This window comes from Falsiroseomonas selenitidurans (genome assembly GCF_012103215.1).
Lineage (GTDB): Bacteria > Pseudomonadota > Alphaproteobacteria > Acetobacterales > Acetobacteraceae > Falsiroseomonas > Falsiroseomonas selenitidurans.
Map to the genome: position 1 here is coordinate 1 of NZ_JAAVNE010000003.1, position 26,657 is coordinate 26,657.

General features: G+C 71.1%; 25 protein-coding genes. 12 read left to right on the forward strand and 13 right to left on the reverse strand.

The annotated features are described in order from the left end of the window. Positions 1-113 precede the first annotated feature (113 nt). Together HEQ75_RS02700 and HEQ75_RS02705 are read right to left on the reverse strand one after the other, a co-directional pair. A complete protein-coding gene (locus tag HEQ75_RS02700) occupies positions 114-1,223 on the reverse strand; it encodes a DSD1 family PLP-dependent enzyme (protein WP_168027391.1) in 1,110 nt (369 codons plus the stop codon). Between the two features lie 13 nt (positions 1,224-1,236). Continuing rightward, on the reverse strand, positions 1,237-2,337 hold the full coding sequence (locus tag HEQ75_RS02705) for an aminotransferase class V-fold PLP-dependent enzyme (RefSeq protein ID WP_168027392.1): 1,101 nt from the start codon (positions 2,335-2,337) through the stop codon (positions 1,237-1,239). A gap of 65 nt (positions 2,338-2,402) precedes the next feature. Between HEQ75_RS02705 and HEQ75_RS02710 the strand changes: the two genes are divergently transcribed. The 3 genes from HEQ75_RS02710 to HEQ75_RS02720 all read left to right on the forward strand — a co-directional run bounded on the left by HEQ75_RS02710 (position 2,403) and on the right by HEQ75_RS02720 (position 4,816). After that, positions 2,403-3,569 carry an acyl-CoA dehydrogenase family protein gene (locus tag HEQ75_RS02710; RefSeq protein WP_168027393.1) on the forward strand — a complete coding sequence of 389 codons (1,167 nt, stop codon included), beginning with the start codon at positions 2,403-2,405 and terminating at the stop codon, positions 3,567-3,569. Further along, the gene (locus tag HEQ75_RS02715) at positions 3,569-4,396 is read left to right on the forward strand and encodes an alpha/beta fold hydrolase (protein WP_168027394.1); all 828 of its coding nucleotides are present in this window, start codon (positions 3,569-3,571) and stop codon (positions 4,394-4,396) included. The genes HEQ75_RS02710 and HEQ75_RS02715 overlap by 1 nt, the downstream gene beginning before the upstream one ends. 72 nt (positions 4,397-4,468) lie before the next feature. After that, positions 4,469-4,816 (forward strand): DUF3597 domain-containing protein, encoded by a 348-nt coding sequence (locus HEQ75_RS02720; protein WP_168027395.1) that lies wholly within the window; start codon positions 4,469-4,471, stop codon positions 4,814-4,816. A gap of 111 nt (positions 4,817-4,927) precedes the next feature. On the opposite strand, the gene HEQ75_RS02725 is transcribed toward HEQ75_RS02720, so the two are convergent. Next, on the reverse strand, positions 4,928-5,707 hold the full coding sequence (locus HEQ75_RS02725; protein WP_168027396.1) for a maleate cis-trans isomerase family protein: 780 nt from the start codon (positions 5,705-5,707) through the stop codon (positions 4,928-4,930). Between the two features lie 104 nt (positions 5,708-5,811). Between HEQ75_RS02725 and HEQ75_RS02730 the strand changes: the two genes are divergently transcribed. The 4 genes from HEQ75_RS02730 to murA all read left to right on the forward strand — a co-directional run bounded on the left by HEQ75_RS02730 (position 5,812) and on the right by murA (position 8,932). Continuing rightward, positions 5,812-6,786: a Bug family tripartite tricarboxylate transporter substrate binding protein gene (locus tag HEQ75_RS02730; RefSeq protein WP_168027397.1), complete on the forward strand. Its 975-nt coding sequence runs from the start codon at positions 5,812-5,814 to the stop codon at positions 6,784-6,786. Between the two features lie 2 nt (positions 6,787-6,788). Continuing rightward, complete coding sequence (locus HEQ75_RS02735; RefSeq protein ID WP_168027390.1) at positions 6,789-7,001, forward strand: hypothetical protein; 213 nt, start codon at positions 6,789-6,791, stop codon at positions 6,999-7,001. 61 nt (positions 7,002-7,062) lie between these two features. After that, entirely contained in the window at positions 7,063-7,617 is a 555-nt protein-coding gene (gene dcd / locus HEQ75_RS02740) for a dCTP deaminase (protein WP_168027398.1), read from the forward strand. Positions 7,618-7,678: 61 nt separating this feature from the next. Then, positions 7,679-8,932, forward strand: coding sequence for a UDP-N-acetylglucosamine 1-carboxyvinyltransferase (gene murA, locus HEQ75_RS02745; protein ID WP_168027399.1), 1,254 nt, complete (start codon positions 7,679-7,681; stop codon positions 8,930-8,932). Positions 8,933-8,939: 7 nt separating this feature from the next. Here the strand turns inward: murA and HEQ75_RS02750 are convergent, their stop codons facing one another. The 4 genes from HEQ75_RS02750 to HEQ75_RS02765 all read right to left on the reverse strand — a co-directional run bounded on the left by HEQ75_RS02750 (position 8,940) and on the right by HEQ75_RS02765 (position 14,081). Then, positions 8,940-9,320, reverse strand: a complete 381-nt coding sequence (locus tag HEQ75_RS02750) for a glyoxalase superfamily protein (protein ID WP_209318317.1) — start codon at positions 9,318-9,320, stop codon at positions 8,940-8,942. Further along, positions 9,317-11,551 (reverse strand): ATP-binding protein, encoded by a 2,235-nt coding sequence (locus HEQ75_RS02755; RefSeq protein ID WP_168027400.1) that lies wholly within the window; start codon positions 11,549-11,551, stop codon positions 9,317-9,319. The genes HEQ75_RS02750 and HEQ75_RS02755 overlap by 4 nt, the downstream gene beginning before the upstream one ends. A 209-nt stretch (positions 11,552-11,760) precedes the next feature. Further along, complete coding sequence (locus HEQ75_RS02760; RefSeq protein ID WP_168027401.1) at positions 11,761-12,534, reverse strand: short-chain dehydrogenase/reductase; 774 nt, start codon at positions 12,532-12,534, stop codon at positions 11,761-11,763. A gap of 5 nt (positions 12,535-12,539) precedes the next feature. Next, entirely contained in the window at positions 12,540-14,081 is a 1,542-nt protein-coding gene (locus tag HEQ75_RS02765; protein WP_168027402.1) for an acetolactate synthase large subunit, read from the reverse strand. A 192-nt stretch (positions 14,082-14,273) separates the two neighbouring features. On the opposite strand from HEQ75_RS02765, the gene HEQ75_RS02770 reads away from it, so the two are divergent. After that, complete coding sequence (locus HEQ75_RS02770) at positions 14,274-16,526, forward strand: fused MFS/spermidine synthase (protein WP_168027403.1); 2,253 nt, start codon at positions 14,274-14,276, stop codon at positions 16,524-16,526. 127 nt (positions 16,527-16,653) lie between these two features. Next, on the forward strand, positions 16,654-17,109 hold the full coding sequence (locus HEQ75_RS02775) for a hypothetical protein (RefSeq protein ID WP_168027404.1): 456 nt from the start codon (positions 16,654-16,656) through the stop codon (positions 17,107-17,109). Between the two features lie 14 nt (positions 17,110-17,123). On the opposite strand, the gene HEQ75_RS02780 is transcribed toward HEQ75_RS02775, so the two are convergent. Continuing rightward, entirely contained in the window at positions 17,124-18,275 is a 1,152-nt protein-coding gene (locus tag HEQ75_RS02780; protein WP_168027405.1) for a nitrogen regulation protein NR(II), read from the reverse strand. 128 nt (positions 18,276-18,403) lie between these two features. Here HEQ75_RS02780 and fdhD point away from each other — a divergent pair, with 128 nt between their 5' ends. Genes fdhD through HEQ75_RS28680 form a run of 3 tightly spaced genes read left to right on the forward strand, consistent with a single transcriptional unit; the run spans position 18,404 to position 20,094 of the window. Beyond that, positions 18,404-19,300 (forward strand): formate dehydrogenase accessory sulfurtransferase FdhD, encoded by an 897-nt coding sequence (gene fdhD / locus HEQ75_RS02785; protein ID WP_168027406.1) that lies wholly within the window; start codon positions 18,404-18,406, stop codon positions 19,298-19,300. Next, entirely contained in the window at positions 19,290-19,922 is a 633-nt protein-coding gene (mobA, locus tag HEQ75_RS02790) for a molybdenum cofactor guanylyltransferase MobA (protein WP_168027407.1), read from the forward strand. The genes fdhD and mobA overlap by 11 nt, the downstream gene beginning before the upstream one ends. Positions 19,923-19,968: 46 nt before the next feature. Then, positions 19,969-20,094: a hypothetical protein gene (locus HEQ75_RS28680; protein ID WP_268887702.1), complete on the forward strand. Its 126-nt coding sequence runs from the start codon at positions 19,969-19,971 to the stop codon at positions 20,092-20,094. 10 nt (positions 20,095-20,104) lie between these two features. On the opposite strand, the gene HEQ75_RS02795 is transcribed toward HEQ75_RS28680, so the two are convergent. The 5 genes from HEQ75_RS02795 to HEQ75_RS02815 form a co-directional block, all read right to left on the reverse strand. Beyond that, on the reverse strand, positions 20,105-21,352 hold the full coding sequence (locus HEQ75_RS02795) for a molybdopterin molybdotransferase MoeA (protein ID WP_168027408.1): 1,248 nt from the start codon (positions 21,350-21,352) through the stop codon (positions 20,105-20,107). After that, positions 21,336-21,866: a molybdopterin-guanine dinucleotide biosynthesis protein B gene (mobB, locus tag HEQ75_RS02800; RefSeq protein WP_456237378.1), complete on the reverse strand. Its 531-nt coding sequence runs from the start codon at positions 21,864-21,866 to the stop codon at positions 21,336-21,338. The genes HEQ75_RS02795 and mobB overlap by 17 nt, the downstream gene beginning before the upstream one ends. Before the next feature lie 79 nt (positions 21,867-21,945). Then, entirely contained in the window at positions 21,946-23,136 is a 1,191-nt protein-coding gene (locus HEQ75_RS02805; RefSeq protein ID WP_168027410.1) for a formate dehydrogenase subunit gamma, read from the reverse strand. After that, positions 23,136-23,732: a formate dehydrogenase FDH3 subunit beta gene (fdh3B, locus tag HEQ75_RS02810; protein WP_168027411.1), complete on the reverse strand. Its 597-nt coding sequence runs from the start codon at positions 23,730-23,732 to the stop codon at positions 23,136-23,138. Before fdh3B ends, HEQ75_RS02805 begins: the two co-directional genes overlap by 1 nt. A gap of 2 nt (positions 23,733-23,734) precedes the next feature. Continuing rightward, the gene (locus tag HEQ75_RS02815; RefSeq protein ID WP_168027412.1) at positions 23,735-26,656 is read right to left on the reverse strand and encodes a formate dehydrogenase subunit alpha; all 2,922 of its coding nucleotides are present in this window, start codon (positions 26,654-26,656) and stop codon (positions 23,735-23,737) included. Position 26,657 lies beyond the last annotated feature (1 nt).

Consider the following 26,657-nt stretch of genomic DNA (forward strand, 5'->3'; position numbering starts at 1 on the left):
TAGAAGCGGATCATCTCTGTCACGAGGGGGTGGATCCCCTTGTCGCCAGCCCCTGCCCCCGCCCCGCCCGCGCCGCTGAGCCGGGCGGCCCCGCGCCGGCCGCGCCCGCGAGGTCAGGCCATGCCGCCCCGCGCCGCCACCGGCCAGAGACATTCCACCCTTCCCTTCCGCACGCCGACATACCAGTCGTAGCGGTCCACCGTCGGGTCGCAATGGCCAGGCACCAGCCGCACGGACTGGCCGAGCTTCGGCAGCAGGGAGGGGTCCTCCGCCTTCAGGCTGCCATGCTCGTCGGACGCCCCGGCATAGGTCACGCCGGGCAGGCCGTGCACCAGCGGCAGGCCACTATCCACCGCCACCGCCTTGTGCCCGGCATCCAGCACCGCCACGCCCGGCTTCGGCGCCGACATTACCTGGGACAGCACGAACAGGGATTGCCGGAACGGCGGCGGGTCCTCGTTGCGGGCGTAGTCGGCATCCATGAAGGCGTAGGAGCCGGCCTGGATCTCGTTCCACACGCCGCTGGCCAGCTCATGCGCGAAGCTGCCGGTGCCGGCGCCGCCGACGATGGCGCAGGCCAGGCCGCGCTGGCGCAGCTGTTCCACGGTGCGGCGCGTCTCCTCCGCCGCGGCCCCGATGGCCTCCGCGCGGGCTTCCGGCGTGCGGCGGTGCTGGGCGCTGCCGTGGTAGGATTGCAGCCCGCCGAACACCAGATGCCGGCTGCCGGCGATGCGCTCCGCCAGTGCCACGGCTTCCGGCCCCGGCGCCACGCCGCAGCGGCCGGCGCCGCAGTCGATTTCCACCAGCACGGTCATCCGCAGCCCGGCGGCTTCCGCCGCGGCCTCGATGGCGGCAATGCCGGCCTCGCCGTCGGCGCAGACGGCGACCCTGGCGATGGAGGACAGCGCCGCCAGGCGGGCCAGCTTGCGCGGCGCGATGACCTCGTTGCTCACCAGGATGTCCGGCACGCCGCCCCAGGCCAGGGCCTCGGCCTCCGCCACCTTCTGCACGCATTGGCCGATGGCACCGCGCCGCATCTGGGCCAGGGCGATGATGGGGGATTTGTGGGTCTTGGCATGGGCACGCAGCTTCGCGCCGGTCGGCGCCAGCATCGCCGCCATGGTGTCCAGGTTGTGCTCGAAGGCATCGAGGTCCAGCAGCAGCGCCGGCGTCTCGACATCCTCCTCGCGCATGCCGGGTTCGGCGGGCGGGGCTTGCAGCATCTTCGTCGGTTCCTCAGTCGGACAATGCGGCCGTCAGGGCGCACATGATGGGGTCGATTTGCGACAGGGTGTTGTAGCCGTGGAAGCTGATGCGGATGCGGCCGCGGCCATTCCAGGCCAGCACGCCGCGCGCCGCCATGCCCTCCACCACGCGGGACGCCCGCTCATGCGCGATGCAGACGCTGGCACCGTGCCGGCGGGGATCGGGCGGGGTGATGCTGGGGATGCCCGCGGCATCCAGCCGCGCCAGCAGCGCCACGGTCAGCGCCTGCACATGCGCCTGCACGGCGGCGCGGTCGTAGCGCTCATGGTGGTCCAAGGCGGCATGCAGCGCGTAGCAGGGCGCATGGGCCGGGTTGCCGCGGGTGAAGCGGCCGGCATCGGGGCGCAGCGCCAGCTTCGCCGCGTAGTCCGGCCGCGGGCCGGTGACGATGGAATACCACCCCGCCGTCGCCGGCGCCCAGCCGGGCTGGCGCGCCCGGTTCCAATAGGCGATGGCCGTGCCGGTGATCCCCAGCATCCATTTGTAGCAGGCCGAGAAGGCGAAATCGGCGATGCTCGCCTCGATCGGCATCCAGCCGCTGGCCTGGGTGAAATCCACCACCAGCAGCGCCCCCACCCCATCGGCTGCCGCCCGCAGCGCCGCCAGGTCGTGCCGCCGCGCATCGAGGTAGGAGACGGCAGAGACCGCGACCATCCGCGTCCGCGCATCGGCCGCCGCCGCAACGGCCTCCGGCTCCGCCATCGGCACGAAGCGCAGTTCCACGCCGCGCAGCGACAGCGGCGCGACGACGGAGGCGTATTCGTTGCGATCGACCAGCACATTGTCGCCGGGGCGCCAGTCCAGGCTCTCCACCAGCAGGGACATCCCCTCCGCCACCGAGGCGACGAGGCCGATATCGCCCGTCTCCACGGACCAGAAGGCGGCGAGCCGCGCGCGCAGCCGTTCAACCTCCGCATCCAGCTTGGCGCGCCCCGCGGGGCCGGTGGATTTGTCCAGCGCATGGCGGGACAGGGCCATGGCCTGGGCGTGCAGCACCGGCGTCTCGCCGGCGGCGCAGACATGCACCAGGCCCGCGGGGATCAGAAAGTCGGCCGGGTCGAACAGGGGCATGCGGCACCAAGGGTTGCGCTTCGCCGCCAGCTTGGCACGCTGTCGGGCAAGGAGACAGCCAACCCATGGATTTTGCCCTGACGCCGGCGCAGGAGGCGCTGCGCGACGCCGTGACGCGGCTCTGCGCCCGATTCGGCGATGACTACTGGCTCGCGGCCGACCGTGGCCATCGCTTCCCCCAGGAATTCCACGCCGCCATGGCGGAGGATGGCTGGCTCGGCATCTGCATGCCCGAGCGCGTCGGCGGCGCCGGGCTCGGCGTGACGGAGGCGGCCATCATGATGCAGGCGGTGGCCCAATCCGGCGCCGCCATGACCGGCGCCTCGGCCATCCACATGAACATCTTCGGCCCCATGCCGGTGGTGGTGCATGGCACGGAAGCGCAGCAGGACCGCATGCTGCCGCCGCTGATCGCCGGCGCCGAGAAGGCCTGCTTCGCGGTGACGGAACCCAACACCGGCCTCGACACAACGCAGCTCAAGACCTTCGCGGCGCGCAGCAACACAGGCTACGTCATCAAGGGCCAGAAGGTCTGGATCAGCACGGCGCAGGTGGCCGACCGCATGCTGATCCTGGCCCGCACCACGCCGCTGGAGCGGGTAGGGAAGCGCAGCGAGGGCCTGTCGCTGTTCTACACGCGGCTCGACCGCAGCAAGGTCCAGGTGCGCGAGATCCCCAAAATGGGCCGGCATGGCGTCGATTCGAACGAGTTGTTCATCGACGGGCTGGAGGTGCCGGAGGCGGACCGCATCGGCGAGGAAGGCCGCGGCTTCGACTACATCCTGCATGGCCTCAATCCGGAGCGCATCCTGGTCGCGGCGGAGGCGATCGGCATCGGCCATGCCGCCATCGCCCGCGCCAGCGCCTATGCGAAGGACCGCGTGGTCTTCGGCCGCCCGATCGGCCAGAACCAGGCCATCCAGCACCCGCTGGCCGCCTGCTGGATGCAGCTGGAAGCGGCGCGGCTGATGGTGATGCAGGCCGCCTGGAAATACGATCAGGGCCTGCCCTGCGGTGCCGAGGCAAATGCCGGAAAATACCTGGCCGGCGAGGCCGGCTTCAACGCCTGCCAGCAGGCGGTGATGACCCTGGGCGGCTATGGCTATGCGCAGGAATTCCACCTGGAACGCCTGCTGCGCGAAAGCCTGATCCCGCGCATCGCGCCGGTCAGCCCGCAGCTGGTGCTCTGCTACATCGCCGAGCGCGTGCTCGGCCTGCCCCGCAGCTACTGATGCTGGCGGGGCTGGAAGCCGCCGCCACGCGGCATGAGACCCCGTGCGGCGCGGGCCGGATGGTCTGGCGGGTGTGGAACGCCCCGGGCGGTGCGCCGGTGCTGCTGCTGCACGGCGGCAGCGGGTCCTGGCGGCATTGGGTGAAGCAGATCCCCTGGCTGGCGGCGCAGCGGATGGTGATCGCGCCCGACCTGCCGGGCCTGGGCGAAAGCGACGACCCGCCGGAACCGCAGGACCCGGCGACCATCGCCGGCGTGCTGGTGGAGGGCCTGTCCGGGATCGTGGCGGACACGGCCGCGATGGACCTGGTCGGCTTCTCCTTCGGCGCCATCACCGCGGGCCATGTGGCGCGGCTGCTGGCGCCGAGGCTGCGCAGCGTGACCATCTGCGGCGCCGGCGCGCTGGGCACGCCGCGCAGCCCGACCAGCCTGGTGAAGGTGCGGGACAAGCAGGGCGCGGAGAGGGTGGCCGCCCACCGCCACAACCTGGCGGCGCTGATGTTCGCCGACCCGGAGAGGATCGACCCGCTGGCGCTGGCGATCCAGGAGATCAATTCCCAGGCCGCGCGGCTGAAAAGCCGGCAATTCGCGCCTTCCGCCAACCTGAAGGATGCGCTGGCCGCGGCGCAGGGCGTGCCGGTGAATGCCGTGTGGGGGGAGCGCGACGCGGTGGCCTGGCCCAACCTGCAGCGTCGCATCGAGACGCTGAAGGAAGCGCGGCCGGATGCGCGCGTGGCCGTGGTGCCCGGCGCCGGCCATTGGGTGGCCTATGAGGCGGCGGCGGCGCTGGATGCCCTGCTGCGGGACTGGATCACCCCGAATCGATGAGCGGACCAAGCAAGGCGGCGCGTTTTCGGCTATGGAGCCGACGGGCCGCCTTGGCCTTCGGGAGCAGTCCGCTTGAGCATCTTCCTATCCATCCGTACCAAGATCCTGGGCGAGCCTGACGCCATGGCCGCAACGCCCGGCACCAAGCCGGTTGCGGTGCCGCCGGTGGATGTGGAGGTGGTGTTGATGAAGCTGGCCTCCGCCTCCAAGCAGAAGCTGGATTGGCGGCGTTCGATCGTCGACCTGCTGAAGCTGCTCGGCCTGGATTCCACGCAGGATTCGCGGCGGGAGCTGGCGAAGGAACTGCGCTACCATGGCGATATGGCGGACCTGCCCACGCTCAACCTCTGGCTGCATCGCCAGGTGATGACGAAGCTGGCGGAGCAGGGCGGCCGGGTGCCGAATTCCCTGCGCGCCTGAACGTTTCACCGTCTTCGCCTGCGGTGAAACGGCTCCAGCGCGCTCGGGGCGCGGGTCACTCAACGGGTTATGCCGGGGGTTATGCCGGACCCCGGGCTTGAGCGGTTGCCCTCATGCCGCCTTCGCAGCCATGCGTTCGCGGTAGCGGGCACCCCAGCCCTCGCCGCGCACCCAGGCCAGGAAATTCTCGGCCTCCGGCGCCTGCTTCGTCACCGCGCAGACGCTGCGCCAGGCCAAGGCATGCATGCAGGAGGTGACGGGCGCCTCCCCCAGGAAGGGCTGCCCCAGGATCGGCCCCAGCGTCGGCATGCCGGTGCCGAGCATGGCCACCGCCTGCACGCGCCCCGCCGGCAGCGCGGCCAGGGCGGCGGCGGCACCCTGCGCCGTCATGGCGTAGATGGGATGAAAGCTGCCATCGGCCATGGCGCCGCGGGAGACCGCCGCCACCTCGAAGCCGCGCGCGGTCCAGTAGTCCACGGCGGCGCCGGTCAGATCGTCCGGATAGGGCGAGACCAGCCCGATGCGTTCCGCCCCCACCGCGTGGAACGCATCGCGCACCGCCAGCGCGGCGGTGATGACGGGGATGCCCAGCGCATCCTGCATCCGCGCCACCAGCGCATCCTCCTCCGCCACCCCGGCATAGTAGCTGGCGCCGGTGCAGGCGAAGGCCAGGGCGTCGATCGGGGCATTGGCGAACTGCGCCGCGGCGCTGGGCAACTCGGCCAGATAGTCCAGCAGGCGGGCGATGATGGTCGGCTTGCTGCTGGTCATCCGCGCATTCAGCATGGCGATGCCGGGCGGCCAGAGCATGGCGAATTCCGGTTCCACCGTGGTGTTGGCCTGCGGCGTCAGCACGCCCACCAGCCCCCGCGGGGCATATTCGACCGTCATGCTCTCTCCTCCACCCGGTGGCGGCACAAACTGGCATGCAAGTCGCTTGTCCGTCAGGCCCCGCCAGGGCTTACTGCCGCGCCATCCGAGCGGAGGATTTTCGCATGCGTCGCCGCCACCTTCTGTCCCTGCTGCCGGGTGCCCTGGCCGCGCCCTCCCTCGCCCTGCCTTCCCTGGCGCTGGCACAGGCCGGCTACCCGGCCCGCCCGGTGCGCGTCATCGTCCCCTTCCCGCCCGGCGGCACCACGGACTTCATCGCCCGCCTGGTCGGCGCCCGGCTGACCACGGTCTTCGGCCAGACCTTCGTGGTGGAGAACCGCGCCGGCGCCGGCGGCACGCTGGGCTCCGATCTGGTGGCGAAGAGCCCGCCCGACGGACAGACGCTGATCGTCTCCAACATCGCCAGCTTCGGCGTCGGCCCCAGCGTCTACCGCTCCATGCCCTATGATTCGGTGCGCGACTTCGCGCATGTGGCGCTGATGGCGGAGATCCCCTCGGTGCTGGCGGTGAATGTCAGCAGCCCGATCCGCAGCCTGGCGGATTTCATCGCCGCGGCGAAGGCGCGGCCGGGGCTGAATGTCGGCTCGCCGGGGAATGGAACCTCCTCCCACGCCAAGCAGGCCATCCTGCAACGCGCCGCCGGCATCGAGACGACGCATGTGCCCTATCGCGGCAGCGGCCCGATGATGAACGACGTGGCCGGCGGCGCCCTCGAATCCATGATCACCACGCTGGTGGAGGCCGGGCGCAACGAACGCTTCCGCCTGCTGGCGGTGACGGCGGCCGAACGGGTGCCGGGCTGGCCCAACCTGCCCACCTTCAAGGAGCTGGGCTATCCGGACCTCGTCGCCTCCACCTGGTTCGGCCTTTCCGCCGCCGCCGGCACGCCGGAAGCGATCGTGACGAAGCTGAACGCGGAGGTGCTGGCGGCGCTGGCCACGCCCGAGATCAGCGCCAGGCTGGTGGAGACTGGCGCGACGCCGCGGCGGATGTCCGCCGCCGACTACAGCGCCTTCGTCGCGGCGGAGGTGACGCGCTGGGCGGCGGTGGTGCGGGATGCCGGCATCCGGCTGGACTGAGCATGGAGGGGAAGCCGCCCGCCCCGAAGCGCCCGGCGCAGACCGAGCGGGAGGCCCGGCTCGCCGCGGCGCTGCGCGACAATCTGCGCCGCCGCAAGGCGCAGGCCCGCGCGCGGACGGCGCCGCCGGCCGTGGGCGAGGCGCCGCCGGCGGTGGACGAGGCGCCCCCGGCGGTGGGCGGGGCGGCACCGAACCCGGCCGAGGAGGCAGGCTGATGGACGCGCCCGCCCGCATCGGCTAACCCCGCGCACCCGATCGCCAGAGGGCCGCGCCGCCATGTCCATCATGCCCGATACCTGGATCCGCCGCATGGCGCAGGAGACGGGGATGATCGAGCCCTTCGTCGAAAGCCAGCGGCGGGAGGGCGTGATCTCCTACGGCCTGTCCAGCTACGGCTACGACGCCCGCCTGGCCGACGAGTTCAAGATCTTCACCAACGTCGACAATGCGCTGGTGGATCCGAAGGTGTTCTCGGACCAGGGGTTTGTCACACGGCGGGGGGAGACCTGCATCATCCCGCCGAACAGCTTCGTGCTGTGCCACACCATCGAATACTTCCGCATCCCGCGCGACGTGCTGGTGATCTGCCTCGGCAAATCCACCTATGCGCGCTGCGGGCTGATCGTGAACGTCACGCCGCTGGAGCCCGAATGGGAGGGCCAGGTGACCATCGAGATCAGCAACACCACCCCCCTGCCGGCCCGCATCCATGCCAATGAGGGCATCTGCCAGTTCCTGTTCCTGCAGGGCAGCGCCCCGCCCGAGGTCAGCTATGCCGACCGGAAGGGCAAGTACATGGGCCAGCGCGGCGTCGCGCTGCCGAAGCTATGAGACGGCCGGCGGCACGGGCCGCCCGCCACGCCACGTCGATCCGGCCAGGGAAACACAGCTGATGGACCGCATCCGCATCCGTGGCGGCAAGCCGCTCTCCGGCCGCATCCCGATCGGCGGCGCCAAGAACGCCACCCTGCCGCTGATGGCCGCCGGCCTGCTCTCGGAGGGCCCGCTGACGCTGGAGAACGCGCCGGACCTGGCCGACATCACCACCATGCGCCACCTTCTGGTGCAGCACGGCATGCAGGTGACGCAGGACAAGGCCGAGCGCCGCCTGGTGCTGTCCGGGGCGGCCGACAATCTGGAAGCGCCCTACGACCTCGTGCGCAAGATGCGCGCATCGGTCCTCGTGCTCGGCCCGCTGGTGGCCCGCTTCGGGGAGGCCCGGGTCTCCCTGCCCGGCGGCTGCGCCATCGGCACCCGCCCGGTGGACCTGCACATCAAGGGGCTGGAGCAAATGGGCGCCGTCTTCGACCTGGAAGGCGGCTACATGCATGCCAAGGCGCCGCAGGGCCTGCGCGGCGCGCGCATCATCTTCCCGCAGGTCAGCGTCGGCGCCACGGAAAACCTGCTGATGGCGGCCACCCTGGCCGAAGGCACGACGGAGCTGGTGAACGCGGCGCGGGAGCCGGAGATCGGCGACCTCGCCATGTGCCTGATGCGCATGGGCGCGCGGATCGAGGGCATCGGCACGGACCGCCTTGTGGTGGAGGGGGTGAAGCGGCTCGGCGCCGCGACGCACCCGATCATCCCGGACCGGATCGAGGCCGGCACCTATGCCTGCGCCGCCGCCATCACCGGCGGCACGGTGCTGCTGGAAGGCGCCAGGATGGTCGATCTCGGCGCCGTGGTGCGAACCTTGCGCGAATGCGGGGTGGATGTGGCGGAGGAGACGGCCGGGCTGCGCATCACCCGCAGCAACGGCCTGCGCGGCGCCGATGTGATGACGGAGCCCTTCCCCGGCTTCGCCACCGACATGCAGGCGCAGTTCATGGCGCTGATGTGCGTGGCCGAGGGCGCCAGCATGATCACGGAGACGATCTTCGAGAACCGCTTCATGCATGTGCCGGAACTGACCCGCATGGGTGCGCGCATCAAGTATCATGGCCAGTCCGCCATCGTGCGCGGCGTGCCGAAGCTGTCCGGCGCCCCGGTGATGGCGACCGACCTGCGCGCCAGCGTGTCCCTGGTGCTGGCCGGGCTGGCGGCGCAGGGGGAGACCATCGTCAACCGCGTCTACCACCTGGACCGCGGCTATGAGGCGATCGAGCGCAAGCTTTCGGCCGTGGGGGCGGAGATCGAACGGATCTGAGGCTCCGTCAGACGGTGCGGCGGTCGATGAAGCGGATGCGGTTGCCGAAGGGGTCGGCGACCTGCATCTCCAGGCCCCATGCCTGGTCGGTCAGTCCGGGGCGGGCGTAGCGGTAGGGACGGGCGGCGAGTTCCGCATGGAAGTCCCGCAGGCCGGACAGGTACACCACCATGTTGCCGCCCGGCGTCGCATCGCCGGCATGCTCCGAGAGGTGCAGCCGCAGCCCGCTGCGCGAAATCTGGCAGTAGAGCGGGAAATCGGCGCCGAAGCGGTGTTCCCAATCCACCGTGAAACCCAGGAAGCCGATGTAATGGTCCTGGGCCTTTGCCACGTCGAAGATGCGCACGATCGGCACCGCCGCCTCGAAACTGATTGCCGATGCCGTCATCCCGCCTCCGTCCGCAGCACCTGGCGCAGCTTCTCCGCCAGTTCCTGGCGGCGATAGGGTTTGCTCAGCAGCACCACGCCCGGATCCAGCCGGCCGTGATGGACCACGGCGTTCTCGGTATAGCCGGAGGTGTACAGCACGCGCAGCCCCGACCGCAGCAGCAGGGCGGAGGCGGCCAGCTGCGGGCCGGACATGCCGCCGGGCATCACCACATCGGTGAACAGCACATCCACCGGCACCTCGCTGCGCAGGATTTCCATCGCCTCCTGCCCATGGCGCGCCGCCAGCACCTGGTAGCCGAGCAGCGTCAGCTCACCCACCACATGGGCGCGCACCATGTCGTCATCCTCCACCACCAGCACGCTTTCATGCCCGCCCACCGTGGCGAGGCGGGCGCCGGAACGGCGGGCGCCGGGCCCGTCCTCGGGCGCGCGCGGCAGGTACAGCTTCACCGTGGTGCCATGATCCGGCTCGGAATAGATGCGCACATGGCCGCGGGACTGCTTGACGAATCCATAGACCATGGAGAGGCCGAGCCCGCTGCCGCGGCCGAATTCCTTGGTGGTGAAAAAGGGCTCGAAGACCTGGGCCAGCACCTCCGCCGGCATGCCGCGACCCGTGTCGGTCACCGCGATGGCGATGTACTCGCCCGGCGTCACCTCCTCCTGCTGCGCGGCATAGTCGGCATCCAGCTCCACCGCCGCGGTCTCCACCGTCAGCAGCCCGCCCTGCGGCATGGCGTCGCGCGCGTTCAGCACCAGGTTCAACAGCGCCGCCTCCAGCTGGGCCGGATCGACCAGCGCGGGCGGCAGGCGAGGCGCCAGGTCGAAGCGGCACTCCACATGCTCGCCCAGCGTGCGGCGCAGCAGGATCTCCATCCGGCGCAGCTCCGCGCCCACATCGGTGGCGCGCGGCTCCAGGGGCTGGCGGCGGGCGAAGGCCAGCAGGCTGCGCGTCAGCTCCCCGCCGCGTTCCGCCGCCATCCGGGTGGTCTCGGCCAGCTGCAGCAGGTCCGGGTCATGCTCCAGCCGTTCTGCCAGCAATTCGGCGCTGCCGATGATGACGGTCAGCAAATTGTTGAAATCATGCGCCAGCCCGCCGGTCAGCTGGCCCACCGCCTCCATCCGCTGCGCCTGCAGGAGCTTGCGGTCCAGCTCCGCAATCGCTTCCCGCTGCCGCTGGAGCGAGGCGGCGGTCTGGTTCAGCACGGCGATCAGACCGCCCAGCTCGCCGCCCGGATGCGGCGGCAGGATGCGGGCCGACAGGTCGCCCTGGCCCAGCCGCACCGCCATGTCGCTGATCCGCACCACCTGCCGGCGAATGCCCACCTCGCCGATCAGCCACACCGCCACGGCGAGGCCGATCGAGATCAGCGCCAGGATGGTGAGGTCCTGGCGCAGCCGCAGATCGGCCGCCGCCACCAGCTCCGCCCGCCGCTGGCCCACCAGCACGCGCAGCCCGGTCCGGGTGGCGCCCGCATCGCGGTTGACCGCCCAGATCCAGGTGGCGCCGCTGACATCGCGCAGCGCCACCGCCGGGCCCTGGTCGGAGGGTTCGAGGAAGCCCAGCAGCCCGGGATCCGCCAGGGGCTCGCCAATCGGCGCGCCATGGTCCGTCGCCCCCTCCCAGGCCAGGACGATGCCGTCCGGCCCGACCAGCGCCACCTCCAGCCCGGGCTCCATCAGTCGCCCCTGCTCCTTCAGGAAGTCGCCCAGGTTGAGCGAGGCGAGCAGGACGAAGGCGAGGTCACCGCCGGCGCCGCGCCGCGGCCAGGCGACCTGCAGCACGGGCAGCCCGGTCAGCCGGCCGAAGGCGGGCTGCACCACCACGCCCGACTCGCCCTGCAGCGCGCTCTGGAAATAGGTGCGGTCGCGCAGATCCAGGCTGCGCCCGGTCTGCAGCGAATCGCAGAACAGGTCGCCCTCCGGGGTGATGGACAGGATGCCGGTGAATTGCGGGTATTGTTCCCGCACGCTGGCCAGGAAGGCGGAACAGGCGTCGCGGTCGCCGGTGAGCAGGTCCTGCGCCCGGCTCAGGCCATAGAGCAGCTGGCCGGTGGACAGGATTCGATCGTTCAGGTCGAGGCTGACGGCATTGGCGGTGGTCAGCAGCCGTTCCGTCGCCGCCGCGATCTGCGTCTGGCGGTCCTGCAGGAAGCGCAGCCCCACCAGCAGGGCTGGTACCAGCGTCGCAACGGCCACCAGCCAGAACAATCGGCCGCGGATGCTCATGCCTCAGACCACCCCGCTTGCCTGCCGGGGCTGGCTGGTGACGCGGCAGAGCCGCCCCGCAACGTGGCCATGCGCCGGAATGGCGCCGCCCTTCCGTCCCCTGCATCCGCCCATCGTGCAGGCGAGGCAGGCAGATGTAAACGCAGCTATTAAGGCGGGACAAGAGCTATGTGGCGCTACCATGATGGTATCGCAACCACCGCGCGCCATCAGGCGCGGAACATTCCTCCGCCATCCACATCCACCACGGTACCGTTCACATAAGCGGCGCGCGGCGAGGCGAGGAACACCGAGAGATCGGCGATCTCCGACGCCTCGATCGGGCGGCCATAGGGCAGGCCGGTCAGCGTCTCCGCCCAGCGCGCCGGGTCGCCGAACTGCAGCTGCGCGTTGACCCGGGCCTGGGTCTCCATGCGGTCGGTCCGCGTCGCCGCGGGGTTGATGCCCAGCACCCGCACGCCGCTGGCCTGGGCCGCGCCGCCGAGCGCGGAGGTGAAGGCAACCAGCGCCGCATTGCCGGTACCGCCGCAGATGTAGCCCATGCGCGGCGCGCGCCCGGCCATGCCGATGATGTTCAGGATGACGCCGGCGCGCTTCGCTTCCATCCCCGGATAGTACAATTGGCACAGGTGGATGTAGCCGAGGACCTTGAGGTCCCAGGCCTGCTGCCAGCGGGCGAAGGGGATGTCCTGCAGCCGGCCCGCCGGGATGGCGCCGGCGTTGTTCACCAGGATGTCCACCTCCGGGAAGGCGGCGTGCAGGCGTTCGCGCTCGATCGGCTGGGACAGGTCCGCGGCCAGCGTCTCCACCCGCACCTGGGCGGCGCCGCGCAGCGCATCCGCCGCCGCGCCCAGCGTCGCGGCGTCGCGCCCCACCAGCACCACGTCGCAGCCCTCGCGGGCAAAAGCCTGGGCGCAGGCCAGGCCGATGCCCTTGGAGCCGCCGGTGACCAGCACGCGGCGGCCGGCCAGGTTCATGTCCATGCGCGTCAGACCTCCATCTCGATGAGGAAGGGGCGGTCACTGGCGAAGCTCTGGCGCATCAAATCCGCCACGCCTTCGAGCGTGTTGGTGCGCGCCGCCTCCACGCCCATGCCGCTGGCCAGCTTCACCCAGTCCAGGTTCGGGTTGCCGAGGTCCAGCATGTCCATCGCCGTGCGGCCCGGATTGGCGCCGACGCCCTGATATTCGCCCAGCAGGATCTGGTATTTGCGGTTGGCGATGATGATCGTCGTGATCGGCAGCTTCTCCCGCGCCTGGGTCCACAGCCCCTGTAGCGTGTACATGCCGGAGCCGTCGGCCTGCAGGTTCACCACGCGGCGCCCGGGCGCGCCGATCGCCGCCCCGGTGGCCAGCGGGATGCCGCAGCCGATGGCGCCGCCGGTGATGTGCAGCCAGTCATGCGCCGGGGCGTTGTGGGTGAACTTGTAGAAGCCGCGGCCGAAGGACACCGATTCATCGGCGATCACCGCCTGTTCCGGCATCAGCGCCGCCAGCGTCTGCGCCAGGCCTTCGGGCGTCGGCACGCCGCGGCCCGGTTCCGGCCGCGGGCCGGGGTCCGGGATGGCGGCGGCCGGCGCGCCCAGCTCCTCGGCCAGCGCCGTCAGCGCCTGGATCGGGTCGGCCTCGTAGCGCGTCAGCAGCAGGATGTCGGCGTCTTCCCGGTGGTGGCGGGACGGCTTGTTGGGGTAGGCGAAGAAGCCCACCGGCGCCTTGCTGTTGACCAGGATGATGGTGGTGTAGGGCTTCAGCGCCTCGATCGCGAGATCGACCGGATAGGGCACCCGTTCCAGCGGCAGGCGGCCCTGGCCCCGCTCCACCCGGCTGTTGGACATCTCCGCCAGCACATGCGCGCCGGTCGCCTGGGCGACGCGCCAGGCCAGCGCCTGGGCCTGCTGCGTCAGCGCCAGGCCGCCGAGCAGGATCAGCACATCCTTGCGGCCGCGCAGCGCGTTGGCGGCGTTGCGGATGGCCAGCGGGTCCGCCTGCGGCGCGGCGGGCACCGGCAGGGCGGCGGCGGGGCCATCCGGCGCCTCGTCCCAACAGACGTCTGAGGGCAGGATCAGCGTGGCGATCTGCCCCGGGGAGGTCTGCGCCGCCTGCACGGCCACCGCCGCGTCGCGCGCCACATGCGTCGCCTTCTCCACGGTCCGCACCCAGCCGGAGACACCGCGGGCGAAACCCTCGGTGTCCGCGGTCAGCTGCGCATCCAGCGGCCGGTGGTAGGTGGCCTGGTCGCCGACGCAGTTCACCATGGCGGAGCGGGCACGGCGCGCGTTGTGCAGGTTGGCCAGGCCGTTCGCCAGGCCGGGGCCGCAATGCAGCAGCGTCGCCGCCGGCTTCCCCGCCATGCGGAAATAGCCGTCCGCCATGCCGGTGACGACGTTTTCCTGCAGCCCGAGCACGCAGCGCATGCCCGGGATGCGGTCCAGCGCGGCGACGAAATGCATCTCGCTGGTGCCGGGGTTGGCGAAACATGTGTCCACCCCCGAGGCCAGCAGGGTGTGCACCAGACTTTCGGCTCCGTTCACCGCAATCCTCCCGAACGACAGGGGGCGCAGGGTGCGCGGCCGGGCCTTTCGCCGCAAGGGCGGCGAAAGATTGCCACTCTGTCATTTTATGGCCGGAACATGGCCGGCTGGTTACGTAAAATTCCGTATTCGGCAATCATCGTCGCGGCGTCAGAAGGGGGGCTTCGGCGCTTCTGGGGGGAGGTTCCGGGCATGCCACGCCTGGCCATCGCTTTCTTCTGCTCGGGCTTCGCCGCCCTGCTGTGCCAGATCGTCTGGCAGCGCATGCTCGGCATCTTTGCGGGTTCCGACACCATCTCGGCCGCGCTCGTCGTCGGCGCCTTCCTGGCCGGGCTTGGCCTGGGGTCGATCATCGGGGCGAAGCTGGCCGACCGGCTCTCGCCCTTCCACGCCCTGCTGGGCTTCGCGCTGGCGGAGGCCGGGGTGGCGGGCTTCGCCCTGGTCTCCAAGCTGTTCCTGTATGATGTCCTGGCGACCGACCTCGCCGGGGTGGTGGACAACCCGGCGGCGATCTTCGCGCTGTGCTTTGCCGGGCTGGTGCTGCCGACCACGCTGATGGGCGCCTCCCTGCCACTGCTGGCGCGCGCGGTGGCCACCAGCCTGGAGACGGTGGCGGAACGCATCGGCAGCCTCTACGGGCTGAACACGCTGGGGGCCGGGCTGGGCGCCCTGTTGGGCGGCTGGGTGCTTGTGGGGAATCTGGGCTTCGTCGGCGCCTTGGCCCTGGCGGCCGGGCTGGATGTCCTTGCGGCCCTGCTGGCGCTGACGCTGCTGCCGGGGCTGCCCCGCACCGCACCGCCCCCGCCGGCGCGCCTCGCCACCGCGGCGGCGGAGCCCTTCGGCAGCCTGCGCCTGTGGTGCCTGCTGGTGTTCCTCTCGGGCTACATCATCGTGGCAATGGAAATCGTCTGGGTGCGGCTGATGGGGCAGGTCGGGCAATACCATGCCTATCTGTTCCCCACCGTCCTTGGCATCTTCCTGCTGGCGGATGGCGCCGGCATCGCCGTGGCATCCCGCCTGGTCCGGCGGCTGCGCGACCCGCGGCCAGCCTTCTTCCTGACCCAGGCGGGCGGCTTCGCCCTGGGGGCGGCGCTGATCCTGCTGCTGGTCTGGGCACTGCCGCATTGGCCGATCAACCAATTCGTCTCCGCCGACATGCACCGGCTGCGCGATGGCGGGCTGGTGACGACGGTGCTGCTGACGCTGGCCGTGGTGGGCCCGCCGAGCTTCCTCATCGGCATGACCTTCCCCTTCGTCCAGCGCGCCGTGCAGCAGGACCTGGCCAGCGTCGGCGCCCGCGTCGGCTGGGTGCAGCTGGCCAACATCCTGGGCAATGCGGCGGGATCCATCCTGACCGGGCTGGTGACCTTCCACCTGATCGGCACCGCCGGCACGTTGCGGCTGCTGGCGGCGCTGTCGCTGCTGCTGATGCTGGGCTGGCTGTGGCGCGCCGGCCGCCGGCGGCGGCCGGAGCTGGCGCTGGCCGCCGCCTGCGCCCTGGCGCTGGTGGCGCTGCCGGGCAATGCGGCGCTGTGGTCGCGCCTGCATGCGGAACAGCCGGGGCAGACCGTTTCCTGGTCCGAGGACCGCTCCGGCATCGCCTTCTTCCGTGACGACAACCGGCCCGGCGCCGGGCCGCACGGCCCCTTCTTCATCCAGGGCTTCAGCCAGGGGCGCATCCCCTTCCTGCCGATCCACCAGTTCCTCGGCGCCGTCGGGCCGCTGCTGCATCCGGACCCGAAGGCGGTGCTGTGCATCGGCATCGGCTCGGGCGGCACGCCCTGGGCGGCGGGCGTCGCCGCCGGCACGCAGTCGGTCCGCGCCATCGAGCTGGTGGGGCCGGTGCTGACCGCGCATGCGGCGATCGCCGCCCGCTACCCAGCCAGCCCGATCGCGGAGATGGTCTCCAACCCCCGCTGGGCGCTGGAGTATGGCGATGGCCGCCGCGCTTTGGCGCGCGGGGACCAGCTGTATGACGTGATCCAGGCCGATGCGATCCTGCCGGAGGGTTCGCATTCCGGCCTGCTCTACTCCGCCGAATTCCTGCGCCAGGTCCGAAGCCGGCTGGCGCCGGGCGGCCTCTATGTGCAGTGGGGGCCGAGCCGCCGGGTGGTCGCGACCTTCGCGGCGGTGTTCCCGCACACGCTGCTGCTGATGCCGGGCTCCGTGCTCATCGGCTCGGACAGCCCCATCCCCTATGACCCGGCACGGCTGGCGCGGCGCTTCGCGCAGCCTGAGGTGACGGCTCATCTCGGCCGCGGCAACCGGGAGTTCCGCGACTATGACGGGATGTTCGCGCAGCCGGCCCTGGCCTGGGCGCCCGGGGACCCTCGCCCCCCGGTGCTGCTGACGGATGTCTTCCCACGTGACGAATTCTACCTGAACAACGGCGTCCGCTACACCGACACGCTGCGCCGGCCGGAGGACCTGGCCGATGAGGAATAGCCCAGGCCGCCGGGTTCCAGCCACACCGGCGCCAGCTTCCGGGTGCGATGCATCTTCCGCGAGGTCAGGCGATTCCGCCGGGCTTGAAGATGCTCTAGGTTGATGCGACAGGCTGGGGATTGCCGCGATGAAGAAGGTTCTGCTGGTCGGCTTCATCTGCGGTGCACTGGCGGTGGTGGTGTTCCACCAGGGCACGCTGTTCCTGCTGTATCACCAGTTCCCGCTGCTGAAGCTGCTGGGCGTGCCGGACGCCTTCCGCCCCGGCGGCGCCGGCTTCAACATCCGCTCCGTTCCGCCGCTCGGCGTGCCGCAGGTGCTGTCGCTTGCCTTCTGGGGCGGGGTGTGGGGCGTCGTGCTGGCCGGGCTGGTGCGCTGGGCGCGGATGCCGGATCTGCTGACCGGCTTCGTGCTGGGCGGCGTGGTGTGCAGCGTGGTGGGCTTCACCCTGGTGGCGGAGCTGCGCGGCGCGCCGATGTGGGCCGGCGGCAACACCATCGTCTGGGCCCGGGCGGTGCTGCTGAACGGCGCCTGGGGCTGGGGCGCGGCCTTCCTGATGCGTCCCTTCTCCATGCGCGGCGGCTGAAGGCGTGGCGGCGGTCAGCCGGTCAGGCGGCCGAGCAGCGCCGTCAGATCGGCCAGCCGGTCGCAGCCGGTCTTGCGCAGCACGGCGGCCAGCTGGCCGCGCGCGGTGCCCACCTTGATCCGCCGCTGCGCCGCGTGCTGCGCCAGGCTGCGCCCGGCGGCCAGCGAGGCGGCCAGGGCGCCTTCCGCTGGGGTCAGACCGAAGGCCTGGCGCAGCAGCGGCGCGCGCGGCCGCGGGCGCTGCACGTCATCCGTCACCAGCAGCATCACGCCGGTGAAGCCCTCCGGCATGCCCATCGCCTCCAGCCGCCGCAGCGGCAGCGCTTGCACCAGGTAGGGCGCGGCGCCGCTGCGCCGTGGCAGGGCGACGCTGGCGGCATCCGGCATCAGCTTCACCTGGCCCGAGATCGCCGCGATGGCGGAGCCGATGGCGCGTTGCAGCGCCTGGCGTGCTTCCGGATTCGGGCTCAGCAGCCCGCCCTCGGTCAGCAGCGCCAGCCCATCCTGCTGCCGCGACATGGCTTCCACCGCCGGGTTGGTGGCGACGATGCGGCGGTTGCGGTCCAGCAGCACCACGCCCTGGCGCAGGGCGGCGAAGCCGGCGCGCAGCGCCCGCGCCGTGTGCCAGCCGCCGGCCGCGAGCCGCGCTTCCGCCAGCAGGGCCCGGCGCAGATGCGGGTAGATCGGCTCCAGCAGCTTTTCCTGCGCCGGGCCGAAGGGCTCCGCCCGCACCGAGCGATGGAAGGCGATGCGCCCCACCATGCCGTCCGGCGCCCGCACCAGGGCTGAGATGCAATGGAAGGCGCCATCCCGCGGCGCCTTCCAGTCGTTCCAGATGGGGGCGGCGCGATAGGCCGGGATGGGCACGGCGCGTGCGAGGTTCAGCACGCCGTCGCCGTGCCGGGCGGCGGCGCGTGCCCAGGGGTCCTGGTGGATCCAGTGGCTGTCGTATTCGGCCGTCACATCGGCGGCCAGGCCATTGCCCTCGCAACGGCTTTCACGCAGCACGCCCTGCTCGTACTGCATCAGGTGCACCGCATGGGTGCTGGTGCCCAGCGCCCGGGCCAGCGGCGCGACGGCGCGCGCCAGCCCGCGACCATCCAGCAGGGCAGTGTAGAGGTCGAGCGCAAAGGCGTCGGGGGAGGGTGCCGAGGTTGTGCTGATCACGATTCGACAATAACAGGTTGCCGAAAAGTTGAAATGCCCCCCGGCCGCGCAGCGGGAGCCTTGCCTGCAATCGCATGCATGGTGTGGCAAGCTTGCAGCCAGGGCCGGGCTTCGCCACCCTTCGGCCCATGACACACCCGCTTCGCGTCCAGCCCGACCCTTCGGACCCGCGCCTGACCCGCCGGCTGCGCGGGCTCGACCAGGCCGGCCAGCCCGTCGAGACCAGTGTGACGGTGGAGCGCCCGCTGACGCTGTATCTGAACGGGCAGGAGATCGTCACCATGATGACGATCCTCGACCGGCCGGAGGACCTGGCGCTGGGCTACCTGCTGAACCAGGGCATGCTGCGGCGCGAGGACCGGGTGACCGGCGTGGAGTATGACGAGGATCTGCAGGTCGTCGTCGTCCGCACCGAGGCGCGCACGGATTTCGAGGCCAAGCTGCGCAAGAAGACCCTGACCTCCGGCTGCGCCCAGGGCACTGCCTTCGGCGATCTGATGGAGGATTTCGCCACCATCCGCCTGCCGCCGGAGGCGGTGCTGCACACCAGCTGGCTGTACCGGCTGCTGCACACGCTGAACACGCTGCCGAGCCTGTACCTGGAAGCCGGCGCCATCCATGGCTGCGCGCTGTGCCGGCAGGACCAGCCCATCGCCTATATGGAGGATGTCGGCCGGCACAATGCGGTGGACAAGATCGCCGGCTGGATGTTCCGCGAGAACGAGGCGCCGGGCGACAAGATCTTCTACACCACCGGCCGGCTGACCTCGGAGATGGTGATCAAGACCGTCCGCATGGGGATTCCCATCCTCATCAGCCGCTCCGGCTTCACCGCCTGGGGGGTGGAGCTGGCGCGGGAGGCGAACCTGACGCTGATCGGCCGCTGCAAGGGCCGCCGCTTCGTCGCCCTGGCGGGCGAAGCACGCATCGTCTTCGACGCCGACGCAGCCCAGGTGCCGGAGGAAAGCGCCCGGCACTGGCGCAAGAACAGCGCCGCGGCGATGGAGGCCGGCGATGCACCCTGAAACCCTGGCGGTGGTGCTGGCCGGCGGGCTGGCGCGGCGCATGGGCGGCGGCGACAAGCCGCTGCGCCACCTGGCCGGCCGCCCGCTGCTGGACCATGTGCTGGGGCGGCTGCGGCCGCAGGCGGCGGCGGTGATCCTGAACGCCAATGGCGACCCCGCGCGCTTCGCCGCCTGGGGCCTGCCCGTGGTGGGCGACGGGCTGCCGGACCATCCCGGCCCGCTCGCCGGCATCCTGGCGGCGCTGGACTGGGCGGCCACGCAGCGGCCGGACCTGCCCTGGGTCGCCTCCGTCCCCGGCGATTCGCCGCTGATCCCGAACGACCTGGTGGCGCGGCTGCACCAGGCCCGGGCGGCGGCGGGCGTGCCGCTGGCCTGCGCGCGCTCCGCCGGGCAGACGCATCCGCCGATCGGGCTGTGGCCCGTTGCACTGCGGGAGGATCTGCGCGCGGCGCTGCAGGGCGGGGAGCGCAAGATCGACCGCTGGACGGCGCGGCACGGCATCGCCTGGGCCGACTGGCCGGCAGACCCCATCGACCCCTTCTTCAACGCCAATGCGCCGGAGGATCTGGCGGAGGCCGAGCGGCTTCTGGCGCAACCCGGTCTTGCACACGCGCCCGGCTGATCCGATACAGGAGGCTGCGCTTCAGCGCCCTGGGGAGCCCGCCCGCATGAAATCCGTCCTGCTCGGTGCCATCGCCGCCATCGTCCTCGCCATCGGCGCCTATGCGGTGCTGGATGCCCGATTCCAGCAGACCGCCGACCAGCGCTACGCCACGCAGGGCGTGCGGCTGTAGGTCGTCCCGGTCAGAACACCCCGCGGAAGGGCAGCACGGCCACACGGTCGCCGGGGCTGACCTGGGTGATGCCCTCCGGCAGTTCGACCAGCGCGTCGGACTGCGTCAGCGAGGTCAACAGCCCGGCGCCCTCGCGGGCGAATTTCTGCGCCAGCGGCAGTTCCTCACCCGGCACCAGCCGCACCCGGACATATTCGCGCCGCCCGGCCTTCTTGCGATAGGCAAAGCCGGCTTCCGCCACGAAGCGCGGCAGCGGCTCGGCCAGTGCGCCGGCCAGGCGCAGCACCAGCGGCCGGGCCAGGTGCAGAAAGGTGACGACGGCCGCCACCGGGTTGCCCGGCAGCCCCACCACCGGCGTGCCGCCGACCACCCCCATCGCCGCCGGCCGCCCTGGCTTGATGGCCAGGCGCCAGAACACCAGGCTGCCGCCCGCCCCGATGGCGGCGCGGACATGGTCGGCCTCGCCGGTCGAGACGCCGCCGGAGGTCAGCAGCAGGTCGTGGCGCGCGGCGGCGCCGGCCAGGGCGGCGGCGGTGGCGGCGGGCTCGTCCGGCAGGATGCCGAGGTCGGTGGCGTCCACCGGCAAGCCGGCGAGCAGCGCCAGCAACGTGAAGCGGTTGGAATCATAGGTGCGCGCCGGGCCCAGCGCGGTGCCGGGCTCCGCCAGCTCGTCACCGGTGGAGAACACGCCGACGCGCACCAGCGGGCGCACCGGCAGCGTCGTCAGGCCCAGCGCGGCGGCCAGGCCGATATCCGGCGGCGACAGCCGGCGGCCCGCCGGTAGCGCCAGGGCGCCTTCCGGCACATCCTCCCCCGCCGGGCGGCAATTCGCGCCGCGCTTCAGGCCGGGCACCAGCAGCACGGCCCCCCCTTCCTCCTGCGCATCCTCCTGCATCATCACCGTATCGGCGCCCTCGGGCATGGCGGCGCCGGTGAAGATGCGCAGCGCCGTGCCGGGGCACAGCGGCGATGGCGGCTGGCCGGCCTGCAGCCGCCCGGCGATGGGCAGCCGGGTTTCGCCTTCCGCCGCGAGGTCGGCGTGGCGGAAGGCATAGCCATCCACCGCCGCGTTGAAGAAGGGCGGCAGCGGCAGCGGCGCGCGCAGCGCCCCGGCCAGGACGCGCCCCAGCGCCGCGCGCAGCGGCACCGGGGCGGTGCCCGGCAGCGGCGGGATGCGGTCCGCGATCAGCGCCTGCGCTTCCTCCACGGCCATGAGCCGGCCGCCGAAGGCGAAGCAGTCGTCACTCAGCTGCGCCAAGCCTGCCTCCTTCCAGCAGATCCCGCAGCGGCACCGCCGCGGCCAGCAGCAGGTCGGCGATGCCCCCCACATCGTCCAGGTCGCGCCAGGGCGGCGCGCCCGCCGGCGCCGGGACATCCGCGGCCAGGCCGATGATGGCCGGGTCCCCCGGGTGCAGCCAGGGCTTGGCATTGGCGGCGCGATGCACCTCCAGCTTCGGATGCGGGTCGCGCTTGAAGCCCTCGATGATGAGCAGGTCCACCGGGTCGAAGCGGCGCAGCAGCGCCGCGAGCGGCGGTTCCGGCGCCTGGCGCAGTTCCGTGATCAGCGCCCATCGGCGGGCGGAGGAGACCAGCACCTGGTGCGCCCCGGCCTGCCGATGCGCATGGCTGTCCTTGCCCGGCTGGTCGATGTCGAAGGCGTGGTGCGCGTGCTTGAGGGTGGAGACCGCAAGGCCCCGCGCGCCGAGCACCGGCAGCAGCCGGGTCAAGAGGGTGGTCTTGCCGGAGCCGCTCCAGCCCGCCAGTCCGATCACGCGCAAGATGCTGGGTCCTGAAAACGGGAAAGGCCGGCCATGGCTTCCACCACGGCCGGCCCCCCTCGGCAAGTCCGGTTCAGTCGGCGCCGAGCGGCCGCGCGCCGGTGGGGCCGGCGACGGTGGTGCGGGCCTTGGCCAGTTCGTCATCCACCCAGAGAGCGTGGTGTTCCTTGGCCCAGTTCAGGTCGACCTCGCCGCTGCCCATGGCGTCGAAGGCGCCCTGCATGCCGAGCGAGCCGATGTAGATATGCGCCAGCATGGCGGCGACCATCAGCACGGACAGGATCCCGTGCACGGTATGCGCCAATTGCTGGCCCTCCATCCCCGTGACGGTGAAGGGGAAGATCAGCACATAGCCGGAAACGGCGACCAGCGTGCCGCCCAGCACCGTGATCCAGAACACCATCTTCTGGCCGGCGTTGAAGCGGTGCGCCGGCGGGTGGCCATGGCTGAGGAAGCCGCCGCCCGCCTTCACCCAGGCCCAGTCCAGCCGGCCGGGGATGTTGTCCTTCACCCAGACCAGGAACAGCAGCACGATGCCCAGCGTGAAGGGGAAGGCCAGGAAGTTGTGCGCGATCTTGCCCCACAGGCTGAAGGCGGTGAAGGCTTCCGGCCCGATCAGCGGCAGCAGCAGGTAGCGGCCGAAGGTCAGGTTCAGCCCCGTGAGGCCCAGCACGATGAAGCTGGTGGCCGTCATCCAATGCGCCACGCGCTCGAACAGGTTGAAGCGCTGGATGGTGCGCCCGGCGGGCCCGGCATCGATGCGGATGCGCCCGCGCGCCAGGTAGAACAGTGCCAGGATCGCCACCATGCCGAGCACGGCGATGCCGCCGACCAGCGTCAGGGTGCGGTTGTGGAAATCCCGCCATTCCCGGCCTTCCGGCTGGATCAGCGTGGCGGCGGTGGCGTCCGGGATGCTGATGCGGCCGCCGATGCGCTCCCCGCGCAGCGCCGCCTGCAATTCCATCTCCTCGGCTGAAATCTGGCCGCGGTCGCTGAAGGGCGCCGGGGTGGGCGGCACGTTGGAGGGCTGGCGCGGCTGTGGCGCGGCGGCGGCGGCAGGCGCCGGGGTGCCGGTCGGCACATCCCCGCGAACCGTGCTTTCCGGCGGCTGGCCGGCGGGCTGGCTGCCGCGGCCGGCGCCGACCTCGGGCACCGGGGCCTGGATGGCCGGGGCGCCGGCCGGCGGCGCGCCGGGCTGGGACTGGGCGAAGGCCGGGGCCGCCAGCAGCAGGGCCACGGCCAGGGTGGGAAGGATCTGGCGCATCACACCGTCACCGTCTCGCGATACGCGGTTCGCCAGCCCCAGGCGCCGGCGCCATAGCCGCGCATCTGCACCCGCTCCCGGTAGATGGTGGCGATCATCTCCCCGTCCCCGGCCAGCAGGGCCTTGGTGGAGCACATCTCCGCACATAGCGGCAGCTTGCCCTCGGCGATGCGGTTGGCGCCGTACTGGGTGTATTCCACCACCGTGTTGTCCTGCTGCGGGCCGCCAGCGCAGTAGGTGCATTTGTCCATCTTGCCGCGGCCGCCGAAATTGCCGACCCGCGGATATTGCGGCGCGCCGAAGGGGCAGGCGTAGAAGCAGTAGCCGCAGCCGATGCACAGATCCTTGTCGTGCAGGACGATGGCGTCCGCCGTGGTATAGAAACAACTGACCGGACAGACCGCGGCGCAGGGCGCATCGGTGCAATGCATGCAGGCCATGGAGATGGAGCGCTCGCCCGGCTTGCCGTCATTGATGGTGACGACGCGGCGCCGGTTGATGCCCCAGGGCACCTCATGCTCGTTCTTGCAGGCGGTGACGCAGGCGTTGCACTCGATGCAGCGGTCGCTGTCGCAGAGGAACTTCATGCGCGCCATGGCTAGGCACTCCTGATCTGGCAGAGCGTGACCTTGGTTTCCTGCATGAACGTCACCGGATCATAGCCATAGGTGGTGATGGCATTCACGCTCTCGCCCAGCACGATCGGGTCCGTGCCCTGCGGATACTTGCTCCGCTGGTCCTCGCCCATGAACCAGCCGGCGAAGTGGAAGGGCATGAAGGCCACGCCGCGGCCGACGCGCTCCGTCACCAGCGCCTTCACCCGGGCGCGGGAATTGTTCTCCGGCCCCGAGACCCAGACGAACTGGCCGTCGCGGATGTTCCGGGCCGAGGCATCGGCCGGGTTGATCTCCACGAACATGTCCTGCTGCAGCTCGGCCAGCCACTTGTTGGAGCGCGTCTCCTCGCCCCCGCCCTCATACTCCACCAGCCGGCCGGAGGTGAGGATGATGGGAAAGTCGCCGGCGACCTGGTGGCTGCGGTTCTGCACGGACACACCCAGGTGCGGCAGGCGGAAGCCGCGGCGGTCCGGCAGGGTGGGATAGCGCGCGATCAGGTCGGTGCGCGGCGTGTAGATCGGCTCCCGGTGCACCGGCACCGGGTCCGGCAGGTTCCAGGCGACGGCGCGCGCCTTGGCGTTGCCGTAGGGCACGCAGCCATGTTCCATGGCCACGCGGATGATCCCGCAGGACAGGTCGGTGGCCCAGGAGAAGGTGCCGCCATTGGCCTCGATCCAGCCGCGCTCGGCCTCGGTCAGCTCCTCGTACCAGCCGAGGCGCTTCAGCACCGCCACGGTGAATTCCGGGTAGCCATCCGTCAGCTCCGACCCCAGGGAGTAGGAACCCTCGGCCAGCAGCGTCTGGCCTTCCCGCTCCACGCCGAAGCGGGCGCGGAAGGTGCCGCCGCCGTTCTTCACGTGCAGATTGGTGTTGTAGAGGATGTGCGTGCCCGGGTGCTTCATCGCCGGCGTGCCCCAGCAGGGCCAGGGCAGGCCGTAGAACTCGTTCTCCACCGGGGTGCCGGCGGCGCCGCGCAGGGTCACCAGGTCGAACTTGTCCTGGTGTTCCATGTGCAGCTTCAGCCGTTCCGGCGACTGGCCGGAATAGCCGGTGCTGATGGCGCCGCGGTTGATCTCCCGCAGGATGCTCTCGGCGGTCGGCGCGTTGTCGCGGATCTCGTAGGGCTTGAACATCTCCGCCTGGAAGCGGACGGGCATGCCCTTCCGTTCCGCCGCACCGTCCAGCGCGCCGGCCAGGCGGTACATCATCTCGTAGTCGGTCTTCGATTCGAACAGCGGCGCCACCACCCGCGTGCCCCATTGCAGGGAGCGGTTGGAGGCGGTGCGGCTGCCGTCGCATTCGAACTGCGTGCTGGCGGGAAGGAGGTAGGTGTTCTCCTTGCGGTTCGACAGCACGGCGAAGGTGGTGGGGTGCGGGTCCGCCACCACCAGCAGGTCCAGCGCCTCCAGCCCCTTCACCGCTTCCGGCATGCGGGTGACGGTGTTGCCGCCATGGCCCACCACCAGCATGCCGCGCAGGCGGTCGCGCTGCTGGATCTGGTCCTTGGGCAGGGTCACCGCATCGAAGTAGCGGGTGGTGGGGATGCCGGGCGTGCCCATCATCGCGGCGCTGTCGAAGCGCGCCACCATGCTGTCGTAGGACACGCCCCAGACCCGGGACCAGTGCCGCCAGGCATTCTGGTCCAGCCCGTAATAGGCGGGCAGCGAGGTGACATCGAGGCCGAAATCGGTGGCGCCCTGCACGTTGCAATGGCCGCGGAAGATGTTCGCGCCGCCGCCATTGTTGCCGACATTGCCGGTGGCCAGCAGCAGGATGGAGAAGGCGCGGACATTGGCCGTGCCCACCGTCTTCTGCGTCGCACCCATGCACCAGATCAGGGTGGAGGGCTTCTGCGTCGCGAAGGCTTCCGCCACCTTCTTCAGCTGGGCGCCGGGCACGCCGGTGACCCGCTCCACCTCCTCCGGCGTCCATTTCGCGCATTCGGCGCGGATCTGGTCCATGCCGTAGACGCGGCTCGCGATGAAGTCCTTGTCCTCCCACCCGTTGGCGAAGATGTGGTGCAGCATGCCCCAGATGATGGGGATGTCGGTGCCCGGGCGGATGCGGACATATTCATTGGCGTGGGCGGCGGTGCGGGTGAAGCGCGGATCGATGACGATCAGGTTCGCCCGGTTGCGCTCCTTGCCCGACAGCACGTGCTGCAGGCTGACCGGATGCGCCTCCGCCGGATTCCCGCCCATGATGATCATGGTCTTGGAATTGCGGATGTCGTTGTAGGAATTGGTCTGCGCGCCATAGCCCCAGGTATTGGCCACGCCGGCCACCGTGGTGGAGTGGCAGATGCGCGCCTGGTGGTCGACGCTGTTGGTGCCCCAGAAGGCGGCGAACTTGCGGAACAGGTAGGCGCCCTCGTTCGAGAACTTGGCGCTGCCCAGCAGGAACATGCTGTCCGGCCCGGATTCCTGCCGGATCGTCATCATCTTCTCGGCGATCTCGGACAGCGCCACGTCCCAGGACAGGCGCTGCCACTGGCCGCCCACCAGCTTCATTGGGTATTTCAGGCGGCGGTCGCCATGCACCAGTTCCCGCACCGAAGCGCCCTTGGCGCAATGCGTGCCGCGGTTGATCGGGCTGGCCCAGGTGGGTTCCTGCCCCACCCAGACGCCGTTCTGCACTTCCGCCGTGACGGTGCAGCCGACCGAGCAATGGGTGCAGATGTTCTTGATGCGCTGCACCGGCTTCGCATGGTCGTGCACGCCCATGGCCGCGCCGGCGGCCTGCGCGCGGGACGCGCCGAGCCCTCCCAGCGCGGCCAGCCCCGCCCCGGCGAAGCCGGCCTGGCGGAGGAAGCTGCGGCGGTCGAGCCCGCCGGATGAAAGCCCCTGATAGGCGGCGGAAAGCCGCTGCCGCGCGGCGCGGCCCTCGGAGCGCTTGATCAGCATT